General features: G+C 58.3%; 11 protein-coding genes. 5 read left to right on the top strand and 6 right to left on the bottom strand.

Translation table 11 applies throughout. The annotated features are described in order from the left end of the window. Entirely contained in the window at positions 1-1,479 is a 1,479-nt protein-coding gene (gene rmuC, locus VO84_RS13905) for a DNA recombination protein RmuC (RefSeq protein ID WP_058188193.1), read from the bottom strand. A gap of 315 nt (positions 1,480-1,794) precedes the next feature. On the opposite strand from rmuC, the gene acpP reads away from it, so the two are divergent. Further along, positions 1,795-2,043: an acyl carrier protein gene (acpP, locus tag VO84_RS13900; RefSeq protein ID WP_058188192.1), complete on the top strand. Its 249-nt coding sequence runs from the start codon at positions 1,795-1,797 to the stop codon at positions 2,041-2,043. 3 nt (positions 2,044-2,046) lie between these two features. Further along, positions 2,047-3,294 carry a beta-ketoacyl-ACP synthase II gene (fabF, locus tag VO84_RS13895; RefSeq protein WP_058188191.1) on the top strand — a complete coding sequence of 416 codons (1,248 nt, stop codon included), beginning with the start codon at positions 2,047-2,049 and terminating at the stop codon, positions 3,292-3,294. Between the two features lie 92 nt (positions 3,295-3,386). Here the strand turns inward: fabF and VO84_RS13890 are convergent, their stop codons facing one another. Both VO84_RS13890 and VO84_RS13885 read right to left on the bottom strand, forming a co-directional pair. Next, on the bottom strand, positions 3,387-4,160 hold the full coding sequence (locus VO84_RS13890; protein ID WP_058188190.1) for a YIP1 family protein: 774 nt from the start codon (positions 4,158-4,160) through the stop codon (positions 3,387-3,389). 104 nt (positions 4,161-4,264) lie between these two features. Then, on the bottom strand, positions 4,265-5,389 hold the full coding sequence (locus VO84_RS13885) for a DUF5715 family protein (RefSeq protein ID WP_058188189.1): 1,125 nt from the start codon (positions 5,387-5,389) through the stop codon (positions 4,265-4,267). Between the two features lie 201 nt (positions 5,390-5,590). On the opposite strand from VO84_RS13885, the gene VO84_RS13880 reads away from it, so the two are divergent. Continuing rightward, entirely contained in the window at positions 5,591-7,594 is a 2,004-nt protein-coding gene (locus VO84_RS13880) for a glycosyltransferase family 39 protein (protein WP_058188188.1), read from the top strand. Position 7,595: 1 nt separating this feature from the next. Here VO84_RS13880 and VO84_RS13875 read toward each other — a convergent pair whose 3' ends face one another. Both VO84_RS13875 and gyrA read right to left on the bottom strand, forming a co-directional pair. Next, entirely contained in the window at positions 7,596-8,723 is a 1,128-nt protein-coding gene (locus VO84_RS13875) for an alginate lyase family protein (protein WP_197414028.1), read from the bottom strand. Positions 8,724-8,818: 95 nt separating this feature from the next. Next, positions 8,819-11,656 (bottom strand): DNA gyrase subunit A, encoded by a 2,838-nt coding sequence (gene gyrA, locus VO84_RS13870; RefSeq protein WP_058188186.1) that lies wholly within the window; start codon positions 11,654-11,656, stop codon positions 8,819-8,821. 198 nt (positions 11,657-11,854) lie between these two features. Here gyrA and VO84_RS13865 point away from each other — a divergent pair, with 198 nt between their 5' ends. Then, positions 11,855-13,135, top strand: coding sequence for an MFS transporter (locus VO84_RS13865; RefSeq protein WP_231737932.1), 1,281 nt, complete (start codon positions 11,855-11,857; stop codon positions 13,133-13,135). A 38-nt stretch (positions 13,136-13,173) separates the two neighbouring features. Here the strand turns inward: VO84_RS13865 and VO84_RS13860 are convergent, their stop codons facing one another. Then, positions 13,174-14,394, bottom strand: a complete 1,221-nt coding sequence (locus tag VO84_RS13860; protein ID WP_058188776.1) for a glycosyltransferase family protein — start codon at positions 14,392-14,394, stop codon at positions 13,174-13,176. Positions 14,395-14,498: 104 nt separating this feature from the next. Here VO84_RS13860 and ruvB point away from each other — a divergent pair, with 104 nt between their 5' ends. Beyond that, a complete protein-coding gene (gene ruvB, locus VO84_RS13855; RefSeq protein ID WP_058188185.1) occupies positions 14,499-15,536 on the top strand; it encodes a Holliday junction branch migration DNA helicase RuvB in 1,038 nt (345 codons plus the stop codon). The last annotated feature ends 6 nt before the right edge of the window (positions 15,537-15,542 follow it).

The raw sequence follows: 15,542 nt of genomic DNA, 5'->3' as shown, positions 1-15,542 counted from the left end.
CTAATCCTGAGTTGTGGAATCGTCGGCACTGGCGGCCAGGGCAAGTGAGGGCTCGTCTGCTTCTGCTGCGTCGAGCAGATTCTTGGGCAGTGACTTGGTGCTGCGAATGCCGAGTTTCTTGAGCATCTCCACTTGACGGACAAGATTGCCGGGGCCTTCAGAGAGTTTTTTGATGGCGTTCGAGTAGCTTTGATCTGCGGAGCGAATGCCTCTGCCGATGGACTCCATATCCGTGACGAAGCCTACAAACTTTTCATAGAGCGCTGTGCCGCGATCCATTACTTCCTGCACGCTTTTTGCCTGGAGCTCCTGCTGCCAGAGCACGTGGACGATGCGGATGACGTAGAGCAACGTGGTGGGGCCGACGAGGAGAATTCCCTGCCGGTATGCGTCAGCCCAGAGATTTTCATCGTTCTGGAGCGCGAGCAAAAAGGCCGGCTCGATGGGAATGAACATCACGACAAAATCGGGCGACTCGACACCAGAGAGGCGATGATAGCCGGCTTTGCCAAGGCCTGTGATGTGGCCGCGTACGCTTGCCAGATGCTGCCTGAGCGCGGCGGAGCGGGTGAGATCGTCTGTGGCGCTGACGCAGTCAGTGTATGCGGTGAGCGAAACCTTGGAATCGATGACGAGATGGCGGCTGCCGGGCAGATACACGATGACGTCTGTACGCACGGTGCGGGTGCGATCGCTGTTTTCACTGTCTGCCGCTGTGAACGACTGCTGAAAGCTGTATTGCTCGCCTTCGCGCAGGCCGGCCTTCTCCAGCAGATCGCGGAGGATGAATTCGCCCCAGTCGCCCTGCGTTTTGGTGGAACCGCGTAGCGCGGTGGTGAGGTTCTTTGCTTCTTCTGCAAGCTGTACGTTGAGCATGCTGAGTGAGCCGATAAGCGTTTCGAGCTTGGTTACTCCGGTATTGGAATCCTTTTGTGCTGCTTCAACCTTTTCGCGGAACTCTTTGATTTGAGTTTTCAGTGGATCGAGGAGGTTGTTGAGATCCTTCTGGCTGACGTCGGCGAAGGTCTTTGATTTTTCGTCGAGGATTTTTCCGGCGAGGGCTTCGAACTGATTGGCGAGCGCGGTCTTGGCGGTTTCAAGGAGGGCTACTTTTTCCGCCATGTTCTTCTGCTCATTTGCCAGAGAGGTTTCAAGCTCGCGGATGCGGGCGGCGGATTGCTTTTCTGTCGCGGTATGTGTCTGGAGATCTGCCTGTAACGATTCGCGTTCGCGGGCCAGCGTGTCTAGAGTCTTCTGCCGCTCTTCTGCCGTGGCCTCAAAGCGCGCGCGATCCGCGGAGGCCGACTGTGCTCTTCCCTGCGCCTCTGTGAGCTGCGTCTTCAGGGTCTCAGCGTCTGCTGACAGCTTCTGGTTGAGCGCTTCGATGAGCGCCTTCTCACTTTTTGCCGAGGCGTTCCGCAACAAGAAGCCAACAGCGATGCCTGCCAATGCTGCAATGACCGCAATAAGTGCCTGCATGATTTCCTCTTCGCTTAATTTACGCCTGCTGGCTGTGAAATTCTGGATGGAATTCAGTTATCCCCTCCTTTTCGCAAAAAGCGCGCAAGGGGGAGCACCCAGGCTGCGCATTCCAGCTGTTTCTATTCCCTGTTCCCCGCCTTTACACACTGCGAATCGGACCGTTAGACTTGGAGTTTCGGGACCGTGGGAGTTTTTTTATCTGCCCCGGTTGTATTCCCCGCCGCAGACGGGTATTGTAGGCAGGCGGAGAACGGATTTTTATCCCCGGGCGATTCCCCGGATTTCCAACAGATTCAACGAGGAGAAGCACGCATGGCCGTCGAAGAGAAAGTAAAACAGATCATTGTTGAGCAGCTGCAGGTGGATGAGGCGGAAGTGACGCCCGGCGCCAGCTTTCAGGAAGACCTGGGCGCGGATTCGCTCGACGTGGTTGAGCTTGTGATGCAGTTCGAAGAGGCCTTCGACCTGGAGATTCCAGACGAAGACGCGGAAAAGATCAAGACGGTCAAGGATGCGATCGACTACATCGAGAAGCACGAAAAGACAGCGAAAGGCAAGTAATCGGTGACCCGAAGAGTCGTCATTACCGGCCTTGGGCTGGTTTGCGGTGTGGGCAACACCGCGCCCGAAGTGTGGCAGGGGCTGATTGAGGGAAGAAGCGGCGTTGGCCCGATCCAGGGCTTTGACACCACCGGCTTCCCTGTCACCTTTGCCGCCGAGGTCCGGAACTTCGATCCGCTCAATTTTGTGGACAAGAAGGAATCGCGAAAGATGGGGCGATTCACGCACTTTGCCTTTGCCGCGACGGCGGAGGCAATGGCGCAGTCCGGTCTGCAGATTACGCCCGAGAATGCCGAGCGCGTTGGGGTGTTTATCGGGTCGGGTATTGGCGGCTTCGAAATCATTGAGCGCGAGCACTCGAACATGCTGAGCGGCGGCCCGCGCAAGCTGTCGCCCTTCTTCATTCCCGCGGCTATCGTCAATATGGCCGCCGGTTTCATTTCCATTCGCTATGGTGCGCAGGGACCGATTTCAGCCACGGCTACGGCCTGCGCCACAAGCGCCAACTCGATTGGCGACTCGGTGCGGATGATTCTGCATGGCGATGCGGATGCCATGATTGCCGGAGGATCGGAGGCGGCTGTCACACCGCTGTCTGTGGGTGGATTTGCGGCGATGCGCGCGCTTTCCACACGCAATGACGAGCCGACGAAGGCCAGCAGGCCATTTGATAAAGATCGCGATGGCTTTGTGATTGGCGAAGGCGCGGGCATGGTGATTCTGGAAGAGCTGGAGTTTGCCAGGAAGCGCGGCGCGAAGATTCTGGCCGAGGTGATTGGCTACGGCATGAGCGCCGATGCCTACCACATGACGGGGATTGCGCCAGAAGGCGCGGGCGCGCAACGCAGCATGCGGGCCGCGCTGAAGGATGCGGGCATTGCGCCGGATGAAGTGGGCTATGTGAACGCGCATGCCACCTCGACGCCTGCAGGCGACGGCAATGAATCGAAGGCGATTGAGCTGGTCTTTGGCGAGCGTGCGCTTTCAAAGCAGCTGAAGGTGAGCGGCACGAAATCCATGACGGGCCATCTGCTGGGCGGCGCGGGTGGACTGGAGGCCGGCATCACCGTGCTGGCGCTGCAGAACCAGATACTTCCGCCGACGATCAACCTGGATAATGTGGACCCGGAGTGCGTACTGGATTATGTGCCGAATGTGGCCATTCCGCACAGCTTTGATGTGGCGTTGTCGAATTCGTTCGGGTTTGGCGGTATTAATGCGACGCTGATTATGCGGCGGTGGACGGAGTAAAGGCAGCTTTCAGCTTCTAGCCTCTAGCGTCCAGCTCAAACAACAACGGCGCGCATCCCACGATGCGCGCCGTTGTTGTTTGTGAACTTCGTTTAGCTTGTTGCGACAGCAACGCCTATGCCGATAAGCACCATAACTGCCCACCAGCTAAAGACCGAGATGTAGCCAGATGTCTTCTTGACGCCCGCCACAATCGCAATGCCAATGCTGGTCAGCGCCAAATTCCAGATGGTGATGACGTCCAGCGATTTGAGCAATGCGTACAGCGCCTTGTTTGTATCGATAGCACTGAGGAATGCAGCGATATTGGTCGGGGCAAAGTTATTGATGTTGAATGATTCCGGCGCCGAACTGGCAAAGACCACAATGATTCCCAGGAGCGCCTGGATGACTCCTATCAAACTTGCATACATGGAGACACAATAGATACTGCCGTAGCTGGCCTTACCGCCGAAGACGAAGTTAATCGTCCCCATAAGCACGAGCGATGTTATGGCCACTATGGCGAGCAGGAGCACCGGACCTGCGAGGAAGACGCCCTCCGTAATGTAGACGGTGACTTTCATGCTCGTCTCGCGCTGGTCTGCCGGCATATCCGCCATGCGGGCTTCCTGCTTGGCGTTCATGTGGATCGAGTTCTCCGCCACCTGCCGCATGCCGATCTTGGTGTAAACGGCAGCGAAGAAGAGGTATCCGACCAGCAGGCCGATCAACCATGGCATCCACCAGCTCCTGTTACCTGCCTTGATGTCATTGAATGTTTTGGACGGCGCGGTGAAGGTGTAGATCACGCGCTGGATCTGTGAAAGACGGGGGCCGGGCGGGGAAATTAGTTCAGAGACAGGCTGCACTATCGGATCGCTCATCGTATGCCTCACAAAAAATATGCACTAGCTACTTGTGCGCGATTGTATCGTGAAACGGCATACGGCGCGATGATTTCGCGCCGCTTGAGGAGGCTGCAGGGAGATTATTGCGGGTCGTCCGTAGAGGCTACTTGCGCGCTGGCTTTGCTGCGGACTTTTCGGGCAGACGCGACAGACGTGGCCGGCGCCAGCGGCGGCACGTAGGATTTGTAAACGGTGATATGGAAGCAGGCCTGGCGGAATTCTTCTTCCACGTCGATCTTGCCGTCAAGCTGCAGCGGAAGCAGGAAATTCCTCATCCAGGCCAGCTCGGCGCGGCTCATAGTGTTCTTGCCGATGTCGATGGTGGCGCCGGTGAGATGCGGGCTGACAACGTCGCCTTCAGCCTGCGTGGCGTTGCCGTTCACATGCATCAGCTGCTTCTGGTAATCCACGGTACGCACGGCGGAGGTGACCTGGATGGGGCCGTCAAAGCGTTGCGCATGAGCTTTGGATAGATCTCCCAGGAAGGTCGCGGTCCAGGGCCGCACGTAGCGATGCGTCTCGGCAAGATTGTTGTTGATGCTGAGTGAAGCGGAGACCGGAACAGGTACCAGCAGCTTGTGGTCGATGCGGTCTTGCAGGTCTTGTTCGTCGAGAATGCGTTCAAGACCGTCTTCTTCGGTCTTTTCATTCTGGCGCGCCAGGGATTCAAAGGAGCCTTTGAGCGGCGCGGGCATGGAGACGGCTCTGGACGCTGCATGGCGCGTAGAAGGCAGCGTCATGCTTTCCGTATTGAGCGAAGCTATCTCTACGTGCGGGTCGGGAGTGGACTCTGTTTCGGGTTGCGGCACCGGTTCGCGCCGAATACGGCGGCGAACTGCCGGCAGATAGCGGGGCTGTGGCGAAGTACGTACGTTGCGTTGTGAGCGGGCATTTGCGGAAGGCGCAGGTGCGCGGCTGGCGGAACGCGCGATAGTACGATTCTGGGGGCGATTCTGAGTGTTGCTTGCTGCGCTGCGCGTGTTTGCGTGACGGCCTGCCGTTGAAGTTGCCGAGGCGCTGGTTGCACTGCGAGACTTTGCTGAAGCGGGTTTTGTGCTGGATTTTGTGGGAGCCGCATGAGACGGCTTACGAGGCGGCACGAGTGCCGGCGCGCGCTTATGCGCTCGCGTGACCGGAGTGGCGAGGGCGGAGGCCGCAGCGAAAACTGCCAGCGTAAAGATGAGGCACACATTCCTGAACTTCATAGAAGTGTGCGGAGATTCCAGAGCTTCTTCAGTTTATGCCACACATGGGTCTCAGGGAGAGTATCTATCCGGATGCGGCTATGTCCGATAACATACCGCTTACATTTCTTAAGCTTGGACGACCGTGCCAGACTCTTGTGAGCCTGTGTAGAATTTCGCTGCACTCAAACGTTTCACTTCGACTCTTTTGAAGGATGTACGATGAACCTCTCGAAACGCTGGATCTGGATTATTGTTGCCCTGCTGATTGTGGTGCAGGTGGCCCAGTTTGCCTATGTTGTGCACCGCGAGTCACTGACGTGGGACGAGGACGACCACATGTTTGCCGGTTACGAGATGTGGAAGGCCGGCGACTATGGGCTGAATCCTGAGCATCCGCCGCTTGTGAAGCTGCTGGCCACATTGCCTCTGCTAGGCGAGAAGATGTGGGTGCCTACGGTGCGGCAGGATCGCGACTTCAAGACTGAGGCGTACCAGGACGGGCGCGAATGGCTGGCGCGTAATGATGGCGCGGGGCAACGGCTTGTCTTTCGGATGAGGATGGCTGCGGGCCTGTTGGCGATTGCGCTGTCACTGGTTGTGTTTTTTGCGACGCGTGAGTGGTTTGGCGCGAGCGCTGCGCTGATTGCACTGGTGCTTGTGGTGTTTGAACCTAATATTCTTGGCCACTCCGCACTGGTGACGACCGATGTGGGTGTAACGCTCTTTTTTCTGCTGAGCGTCTATGCGTTTTATCGCTATGTGAAGCAGCCTTCGCTGTTGCGGCTGGCGCTTGCGGGCGTTGCCGCGGGGCTGCTGCTGGCTACGAAGCACTCCGGCATTCTGCTGGCGCCTATGCTGGTGCTGCTGATTGCGTATGAGGTCTTTGTTGCGGCCAAGGGCACGCGCGGGCGCACGGCTCTGCGGCTGAGCGGAGCATTTGCCGCTGTTGTTGTGATTGGCGTGGTGGTGCTGTGGGCGTTTTATGGATTCCGCTATGCGGCGCGGCCAGCGGGAATGGCACTGACCACTTCGCTGGCGGATTACGTGATGCCGTTGAGCCACTTTGAACAGACAGGCGTGATGACGATTGCGCATCTGCATCTGCTGCCGGAGAGCTACCTGATGGGCCTGGTGGATGTGAAGCGCATGGCGCAGTTTTATCCCACATTCATTCTGGGCCAGCAGATTCCCCATGGTGTGTGGTGGTACTTCCCTATCGTCATTACGATGAAAACGACGCTCGGGCTGCTCGGGCTGGTACTGCTGAGCTTCTTTGCCATTCTTACGCGAAAGCTGAACAAGGCACGCGAGGTGACATACATTCTGGTTCCCTGGATCGTGTATCTTGCCGTGGCGATTCTCTCCGGCATGAACATTGGCTCGCGGCATATTCTGCCGCTGTATGCGCTGGCTGCGATTCTTTCGGGTGCTGGTGTGGTGGCGCTGAGTGCGAAGAGCAAAGCATGGGCGTGGGTTTGCGGCGTGCTGATTGCGGCGCATGTTGTTTCCGCGCTTGTGGTGTTTCCAAATGATATTGCGTATGCGAATGAAGCATGGGGCGGCCCGAAGAACCTGCATAATCTGTTGAGTGATGCGAATGTCGATTGGGGGCAGCAGTTGATCTCCGTGAAAAAGTGGCAGGACGCGCATCCGAATGAGGAGTGCTGGTTTGCTTACTTTGCTTATCCGGAGGTGGATACGGCAACGTATGGCATCCGCTGCCATCATCTGCCTACGACGGACACCTTATGGCAGGGCACATATGCATGGGGCGGACCTGAGGCTACCCCGCCCGTGATCCATGGGACGGTGCTGATGAGCGCGGGCGACCTCAGCGGCTGCGAGTGGCCTACCGGAGCGTTGAATCCATATCAAAATTTTCTGGGTATTGAGCCGCAGGAGTACATCGATGATGCGGTGTTTGTTTATCGCGGAACGTTTGATATGAAGAAGGCTGCCGCGCTGAGCCGGGCTCAACTCGCACTGCTGTCACTGCAGGCGGGCAGGATGCAGGAAGCTCTGACACTGGCGCGTGAAGGCGTGGCGATGGATCCAACGGTCATTGACGCGCAGGCGGCTCTGGGCGATGCGGCGAATGCAAACGGGCAGAAAGATGAAGCGCGCACTGCATGGACCGCGGCTCTGAATGAAGCGAAGAAGCTGGAGGCCGGCGCGCAGCCGGCCTATGTGCCGGGGCTGGAGGCGAAGCTGAGTAAGCTGTAGTCTACTTCGCGGGCGCTACATAGAGCGTGGCATTGCCGCCGATGACGGAATCGGATAAGGGCTGATTCAGCAGTGTGCTCCAAGGTTCGCCGGGATGATGTGCAGCCCAGAACTCAACCCATGCCGGCGGCTTTTTGCCAGAGAAGAGCGAAAAGCTTTGCGGCTCCGATGCGTATTGCTTCATGAGGTCGGGATTTGCGGAGGCGCGCACAAGAAAGTCGACGGCATCCGCAATGGTGTGGCCGTTTGAGCGAATGCTATAGAGGTCTGTGCCTTGGCGCGCGGCAAGCTCGGCTACCATGGCAAGAGGCTCAAGCGCAAAGCTCTGGTAGTGCAGCGCATTTTCGTGGCGGGCCATTTCGAGCGGCAGTGAGCCATCGGGATTCATCTGTCCGATAGCGCGCACATATTGCTCCAGGCCGCGGCGGTAGAGACTGTTATCCGAAGCGAGCACGCCGACCGATGTGGCGCAGAGTGCGCGCCAGTAGGAGTGATTGTTCTCGCGCGTGTGGTCATCCGGACGCGGGCCCTGATCGAACATGTAGATGGTCACATCGTGCATCCAGTTAACAATCTGCTTGCGCTGATCCGCAGGGATGGCGGAGTCCGATTGCACGACGGAATAGGCGAGTGAGATGGAGCTGAGCGTCCACTCCACCTGGTACCATGCCTGACTGCTTTCCTTCGAGGTGTAATCGAGCAGTGTTCTGGCCGCGGCCCAGCGGGCGAGCAGGTTGGCGACGCAAACGGCTTCAGCATGATCGCCCGTAGCCACATAACGGCTTGCGCCGTCTGTCACTGCATCCTGAAGCTTCTGATATGGGACGGTAGCCTTTGCCTCTTCCGGATTAATGGGCCCATTGCTGCCGCTGAGATAGTGATGCGGAATGATCATGCGGCCGGTGGGCGGCGCGGGCTGCTCCGAGCGGGTGCAGCCCCACTTGTCTTTGAGGGCTGCAATGACGCGCGGATTCGTTGCCGAGGCAAGCGCAGAACGGCGCGAGGCGACGTCGATGAATGATGCCGAGGAATTGGTGATGCTGGCTTTATCTAGGAGATCTTTTTGCGCAGTAGCGGGCAACGCCAGCACGGAAAGGAACAGGGGCAGGAAGAGTTTGTGAAACTGCATGCGCATCCGGTGGCCTCGCTCTACGCATGATCATCTTACAGGGGATGAAAAAACCGCTTCCCGAATTCTCTGAAAGAAACCCGGGAAGCGAATTTTTATTGGATTAGTGTGCCCTGCTCGTCGTCCTTGCCGTTTAGTTCGTCAGGCGGGATGATTACGGCGGCGGCAACCTTGTCTTCCGCATCCAAGTTGAGCAACCGCACGCCTTGCGTGGCGCGACCTGCGGCGCGCACCGTCTTGGTGTCGAGGCGAATGATCTTGCCCCACTGGCTGATGACCATCAGCTCGCTGGTTTCATTGACTAACAGAATGGAAGTGGTTTTTCCCACCTTTGGCGTGGCTTTCAGGTTATTTACACCCTGTGCGCCGCGTGCGGTCAGGCGATACTCATCCACATCTGTGCGCTTGCCGAAGCCGTTCTCCGTGACGGAAAGAATGAGCGACCGCGTGACGCACAGCTTGGTGTCGAGTTCCTTCAGCGCGGACCATGCTTCTTCGACCGCCTTCTCGGCATTCTTTTCGCTGGTCTTGAGCTTCTCGTCTTCAGATTCTCCGCCGCGCCGGTCTTCGCGGGCCTTGTGCAGAGCATCCTTCGCGTCGCTATAGACCTTACGTAAGGCGGCGAGCTTGTCCGTCAGATTCCGTTCCTTGGCACACTCATCGCGTTCCTTATCGCGGGTTTCGTCCGAGTCCGTAATGGCAGCGCCGATGACGTAGTCGCCCTTCTTGAGGGTGATGCCCTTGTTACCGGCGGCATTCCGGCCCATGGGACGCAGGCCTATACCGCTGCGCTCGGCGTCATACTCCTCCTGGAACCGGATGGCCATTCCCTCGCGTGTGGCGAGGAAGATGTTCTGCTTGCCATTGGTGATGTCAGCGGTGACGAGATCGTCGTTCTTGTCGATGGCGATGGCAATGATGCCGCGCGCCATGACATTTGAGAAGTCCTTGAGCGGCGTTTTCTTGACGACGCCCTGCTGCGTGGCGAAGAAGATGAACTTGCCTTCTTCTTCGAGATCGCGCACGGGAAGAATGGCGCGGACAGTTTCGCCGGGCTGCAGGCTCAGCAGACTCGCCATGCTCTTGCCTTTGCCCGCAGCACCCACGTCAGGAATCTCGTAGATCTTGAGCCAGTAGACGCGGCCCGAGTTGGTGAAGCACAGCAGATACGCGTGCGTGGAGTCCACGATGAGCTGCGCGACGAAATCCTCTTCGCGCGTCTTCATGCCCATGCGACCGGTGCCGCCGCGTCGCTGCTGGCGATACGTGCTGATGGGGGTGCGCTTCAGGTAACCCTGATGGCTGACGGTTACGGCAACCTGCTCGTCTGCAATCAGGTCCTCAAGCTGGAGTTCGGCGGACTCATCGACGATCTGCGTGCGGCGTGCGTCGCCGTATTTGTCGCGAACCTCTTCGAGTTCCTTAATGATCACTGCGCGCAGCTTTGTGTCGCTGGCGAGAATGGATTCGTACTCGGCGATCTTCTTGCGGATCTCGCCGAGCTCACTGAGGATTTCATCGACAGAGAGCTGCGTGAGGCGATAGAGCTGCAGTTCGAGAACTGCGTCAACCTGGCGTAACGTAAGGCCCTTCTCTTCTTGAGAAAGACGCTCGCGATTAAGGTTGATGACGATCTCACTGCCTTTGCCCCAGGCGTAGAGGTTTTCGCGGGCCTCTGCGCGAGAGCCGGACCCGCGAATGATCTTAATGACCGTGTCGAGATTGTCGAGCGCGATCTTGTAGCCTTCGAGGATGTGTTCACGCTCGCGCGCCTTGCGGAGCATATACACGGTGCGGCGCTGCACCACCTCCACGCGATGATCAATAAACGCGCGAATTGCCTGGTCCAACCCAAGCTCACGCGGCTGACCGTGCAGAACGGCAAGGAAGATCATGGAGAAGCTTTCCTGCATCTGCGTGTGCTTGTAGAGCTGATTCAGCACGATCTCCGGCTGCGAGCCACGCTTGAGTTCGATGACGATGCGCATGCCGTCGCGATCGCTCTCATCACGCACGTCGCTGATCTCGTCAATGATCTTTTCGTTGGCCAGCTCGGCGATGCGCTCGATGAGCTTGGACTTGTTGACCTGATATGGAATCTCGGTGACGATGATCGCCTGTTTTTCCTTGGTCAGGAATTCCGTGGCCACGCGAGCGCGCATCATGAAGCGACCGCGGCCAGTGCGGTAGGCCTGCGCGATGCCGCTGCGACCGTAGACGAATCCACCAGTCGGGAAGTCAGGCCCCTGCACATGCATGAGCACTTCAGCCAGGCCGGCTTTGGGATTTTTCACAAGATCGATCGTCGCATTGACGATCTCAGTGAGGTTGTGCGGTGGAATATTTGTCGCCATTCCGACGGCGATGCCACTGGAGCCATTGACGATCAGGTTCGGGATGCGCGTGGGCAGCACCGAGGGCTCAAACGTGGACTCGTCGTAGTTCGGCACCATGTCCACGGTTTCCATATCGATGTCAGCAAGCAGCTCGCCGGCAATGCGCTGCATGCGGCACTCGGTGTAACGCATGGCGGCTGGCGGATCGCCGTCGACAGAGCCGAAGTTGCCCTGCCCATCGACAAGCGGATAGCGCAGCGAAAACGGCTGCGCCATGCGGACCAGCGTGTCGTAAATGGCGGAGTCGCCGTGGGGATGGTAGACACCCATAGCCTGACCGACAACTTTGGCGCACTTGGTGTACTTCTTGTTGTGCTCCAGGCCCATCTCGCTCAGCGTGTAGAGAACGCGGCGATGCACGGGCTTGAGCCCGTCACGGGCATCCGGAAGGGCGCGCCCGATGATGACCGACATTGAGTAATCGAGGTAGGAGCGGCGCATCTCATCTTCGATATTGATGGGAATGAGACTCGGGTTGGAGCCGCCGGGCGGAGTGCCGCCGTCGAGGGGAAGCTGCGGGTTCTGATCGTCTGCCATAAATGTTTTTACGCACGTTGCACGAGTGCGGCAAAAAAGAGCCGAAATGCGGCAAGTGCTGCATCTATTTTACGCGTTCAAAGCAGATTTCAGCAAGGTAAACGAATGCGAATAAACCTTTATTTTTCTTTATTTTGGAGACAGGGAACACTGCTCGTTACGGCCGCTCGGCGCAGACCGGTCCGATAGAATCTTTGCGTGCCCATCGCAACCGGAAATTCACCAGAAACGCGCATCAATACTCCGGCCCAGGTTCTCTTTGCCAGCCTGGTTGGAACGGCGGTCGAGTTTTTCGACTTTTACATTTACGCCACGGCTTCCATCCTGGTCTTTCCGCACCTGTTCTTTCCGAAATCCGATCCTTCGACGGCCATGCTTGCCTCGCTGGCGACATTTGCGGTGGCGTTCTTTGCGCGGCCTATCGGCTCGGCTCTCTTTGGACACTTTGGCGATCGCATTGGCCGCAAGCGCACGCTGGTGCTGGCACTTTCAACCATGGGCGTGTCTACGTTTCTGGTGGGCGTGCTGCCCGGCTACTCCGCAATTGGGATTGCCGCTCCGATGTTGCTGGCGCTGTGCCGCTTTGGCCAGGGCATTGGCCTGGGCGGCGAGTGGGGCGGAGCGGTGCTGCTGGCGGTTGAAAACGCGCCGCCTTCAAGGCGCGCGATTTACGGCATGTTTCCGCAGCTTGGCGCGCCCATTGGATTTGCGCTCTCCGGCGGGATTTTTCTGCTGCTCTCGGATTGGCTGAGCAACGATCAGTTTTTAAGCTGGGGTTGGCGGCTGCCGTTTCTGGCTTCAGCAGCGCTGGTGCTGCTTGGGCTGTATGTGCGACTCAAGATTACCGAAACGCCGGTCTTTGAGGAGGCACGCAAGCACATGCATCCAGTGAGCGTGCCGCTGTTCTCGGTGTTTCGTCATCATGCGCTTCAGGTTGTTGCGGGAATCCTGGTCTGCCTGTCAACGTTCGTTTTGTTTTACCTGATGATCGTGTTCACGCTGGACTGGGGCACCACAGAGCTGCATTACAGCCGCAACACGTTCCTGGTCTATCAGCTCATTGGCACGGCTGCGTTTCTGCTGACGATTCCGATTGCCGCATGGATTGCGGAGCGTGGCCGCCGCCGCACCATGATTGTCATCTCCGTGCTGATTGCGGTGTTTGGCTTTGCGCTGGCGCCTCTGTTCACGCTCCACCCGCTCGTCCTGCTGCTTGTAGGCCTTTCGCTGATGGGCCTTACGTATGGACCGCTGGGCACGGTGGTTTCGGAACTCTTTCCCACGCCGGTACGCTACACCGGCAGCTCGATTGCATTTTCGACGGCGGGAATCCTTGGCGCATCGCTGGCGCCGTATGCTGCTCGCTGGCTGGCCTCGCATTATGGGCTGCAGTATGTGGGCTATTACCTGACGGCCTCTGCGATTCTTACGCTGATCGGGCTGTTCATGATCCGCGAGACCAAGGACGAGACGCTATAGCGGGGTCCCCGGGGACAGGTCTTCGTCCCTGGGGTGGTTTATAGCAGTCCGGGCAGGCTCAGCAAGCAGAAGACGGCCTGCAGCAGAACCACAGCGCCGCCTGCGGCCAACGCGAGCTTAGGCCGCGGCCCTTCATAGGCATCCGCAAAGACGCCACCGATGAAGGTAAGCAGAAACGGCACCGCCCACAACCACGGTGTGGCGTGGACGCCTGTGGTTACGAGAATGAAGCAAACCATGGTGCAAAACAACGGAGCTGTGTTGCCGAAGTAACGCGAGCGCCGCAGCACAAGATACAAAATTACCGATGCTGCCGCGGCGATGGTGATGCCGGCATTGCTGAATGTGGTGAAGAAGCGCAGGATGGGGTCGAACGAGAACCACATGAAGCCCGATGCTGAACGGAAGAGATAACTGAAGGCGTCCGGCGAAAAGCCATAGCACGCAAACACCAGCAGCAATGCGCCAACCGCGGCCATCATCACGATGGGCAACGCCTGGCTGCGCCGGCCTTCGGCAATCCACAGCATGAGCAGCATGCCCAGCAGCGCCACCACCGGCAGCGCAGCAATATGCGCGGCTGCTGCCACACCAAAGATGCATGTGAGCAGCACAATGCGCGGACGCCATTTTTTGCGCGGCCCCTGCATGGCATGCGCCACACCAATACAGGTGTATATGCCGCCGTATACGCCCAGCGTTGCCAATATCTCAGGCCCCGGCGTAATGCTGGCTTTAATGATTGAAGGTGAAAAGCAGTAGAGAGCAAGTGCGGTATAGCCGCCCCAGTTGCCGTAGAGCCGCCGCGTAACCCACCATAGCGCACCGCCCAGAACTACGCCGACAAAGAGAAACGGCAGCCGCAGCAGAGTGAGTACATATGGCATCTGATGCCGCAGCTCCCATGTGCTGAGTTGAGTCCCTTCGGTCTGGGCTGTCTGGATTACACGGTCTTCCGGCTTGCGGAAGTGATCGAGGCCGCGCTCCGCGAGCAGATTCAGCGTGAGCGGCAGGCCGGCTGCGCGATAGGCCAGAACGCCGTCATGGATGTTGCCGCAACTTGTGAAATACCCGGCGAGCGGCGATGGCTTCTCCCACATTTCGCGGCCACAGCGCGCGTACTGGTAGTCGCGGTCCGTAAGCGTTTGCCTGCTCATGAGCCAGAAACCCTGTGCCAGAAAGAGCGCGAGCATCACAGCGGCGACGCGCTGCGGGAGATTGAATCGGAAACGGCGGAGGCGGGCGAACGGACGTGTCATCACTGAGTCTAGCTATAGTTTTAGTTTAAATGGCGGGTTTCAGGCGACCTTTCCGCATTGCACCCGCAACGGCTACACTGACCCCAACGGTTGCGAATCCATCTATGGCCATTGCCCACGACAACTTACCGGAACGGCTCGTCAGCGCCTCCCGCGCCGAAGAAGAGCAGAATTTTGAGCTGAAGCTGCGGCCGCGCTGGCTGGGCGAGTTTATCGGGCAGTCGAAGGCCAAGGAACAGCTTGCCATTGCGCTTGAGGCTGCGAAATCCCGTGGCGAAGCGCTGGACCATGTGCTGCTCTTTGGACCGCCGGGACTGGGCAAGACGACGCTGGCGACGATTATTGCCAACGAGCTTGACGTGGGCTTCCAGCAGACCTCCGGGCCGGCGCTGCAGATTCAGGGCGATCTGACGGCGATTCTTACCAACCTGCGCGAGAGGCAGGTGCTGTTTCTCGATGAGATTCACCGCCTGCAGCCGGTGCTGGAAGAAAAGCTATACACGGCGCTTGAGGACTACAAGCTGGACATCATTATTGGGCAGGGGCCGGCGGCACGCACGCATGTGATGGAGATTCGGCCCTTCACCTTTGTTGGCGCGACGACGCGGCCGGGGCTGATTTCTTCGCCACTGCGCTCGCGTTTTGGGATTCTGCTGCGGCTTGAGTTCTACACGGAAGATGATCTGCGCATCATTGTCGAGCGCTCTGCGGAAGTGATCGGCGTGCCTATCGACACGGATGGCGCCGCAGAGATTGCCCTACGCTCGCGTGGCACACCACGTATTGCGAATCGCCTGCTGCGCCGCGTGCGCGATTATGCGCAGGTGCGCGGCACAGGCGTGATTGATAGGCCCACGGCACATGCTGCACTTACGATGCTCGAAGTAGATGCGCACGGCTTTGATGAGATTGACCGCAAGCTGCTGCTGACCATCATTCAGAAATATGATGGCGGCCCGGTGGGGCTGGGCACGCTGGCCGCCACGCTGGCTGAAGAAGAAGACGCGCTTGAGGAAGTCTATGAGCCGTTCCTGATACAGATTGGTTTTCTGGATCGTACGCCACGCGGGCGAGTGGCAACGCGTCTTGCCTATGAGCACTTTGGGATCGCGATGCCGGGCAGGCAGCCGGGGCTTTTCTAACCTCAT

It is taken from the genome of Occallatibacter gabretensis (assembly GCF_001449115.1).
GTDB lineage: Bacteria > Acidobacteriota > Terriglobia > Terriglobales > Acidobacteriaceae > Telmatobacter > Telmatobacter gabretensis.
Note: the sequence above shows the minus strand (reverse complement) of the source record. Positions and strands in the feature narration are given on the sequence as shown.

Bases quoted from the DNA above. Each gene is read 5' to 3' on its own strand.
- rmuC (WP_058188193.1), bottom strand. From the start codon at position 1,479: ATGCAGGCACTTATTGCGGTCATTGCAGCATTGGCAGGCATCGCTGTT.
- acpP (WP_058188192.1), top strand. From the start codon at position 1,795: ATGGCCGTCGAAGAGAAAGTAAAACAGATCATTGTTGAGCAGCTGCAG.
- VO84_RS13890 (WP_058188190.1), bottom strand. From the start codon at position 4,160: ATGAGCGATCCGATAGTGCAGCCTGTCTCTGAACTAATTTCCCCGCCC.
- VO84_RS13885 (WP_058188189.1), bottom strand. From the start codon at position 5,389: ATGAAGTTCAGGAATGTGTGCCTCATCTTTACGCTGGCAGTTTTCGCT.
- VO84_RS13880 (WP_058188188.1), top strand. From the start codon at position 5,591: ATGAACCTCTCGAAACGCTGGATCTGGATTATTGTTGCCCTGCTGATT.
- VO84_RS13875 (WP_197414028.1), bottom strand. From the start codon at position 8,723: ATGCAGTTTCACAAACTCTTCCTGCCCCTGTTCCTTTCCGTGCTGGCG.
- gyrA (WP_058188186.1), bottom strand. From the start codon at position 11,656: ATGGCAGACGATCAGAACCCGCAGCTTCCCCTCGACGGCGGCACTCCG.
- VO84_RS13860 (WP_058188776.1), bottom strand. From the start codon at position 14,394: ATGACACGTCCGTTCGCCCGCCTCCGCCGTTTCCGATTCAATCTCCCG.
- ruvB (WP_058188185.1), top strand. From the start codon at position 14,499: ATGGCCATTGCCCACGACAACTTACCGGAACGGCTCGTCAGCGCCTCC.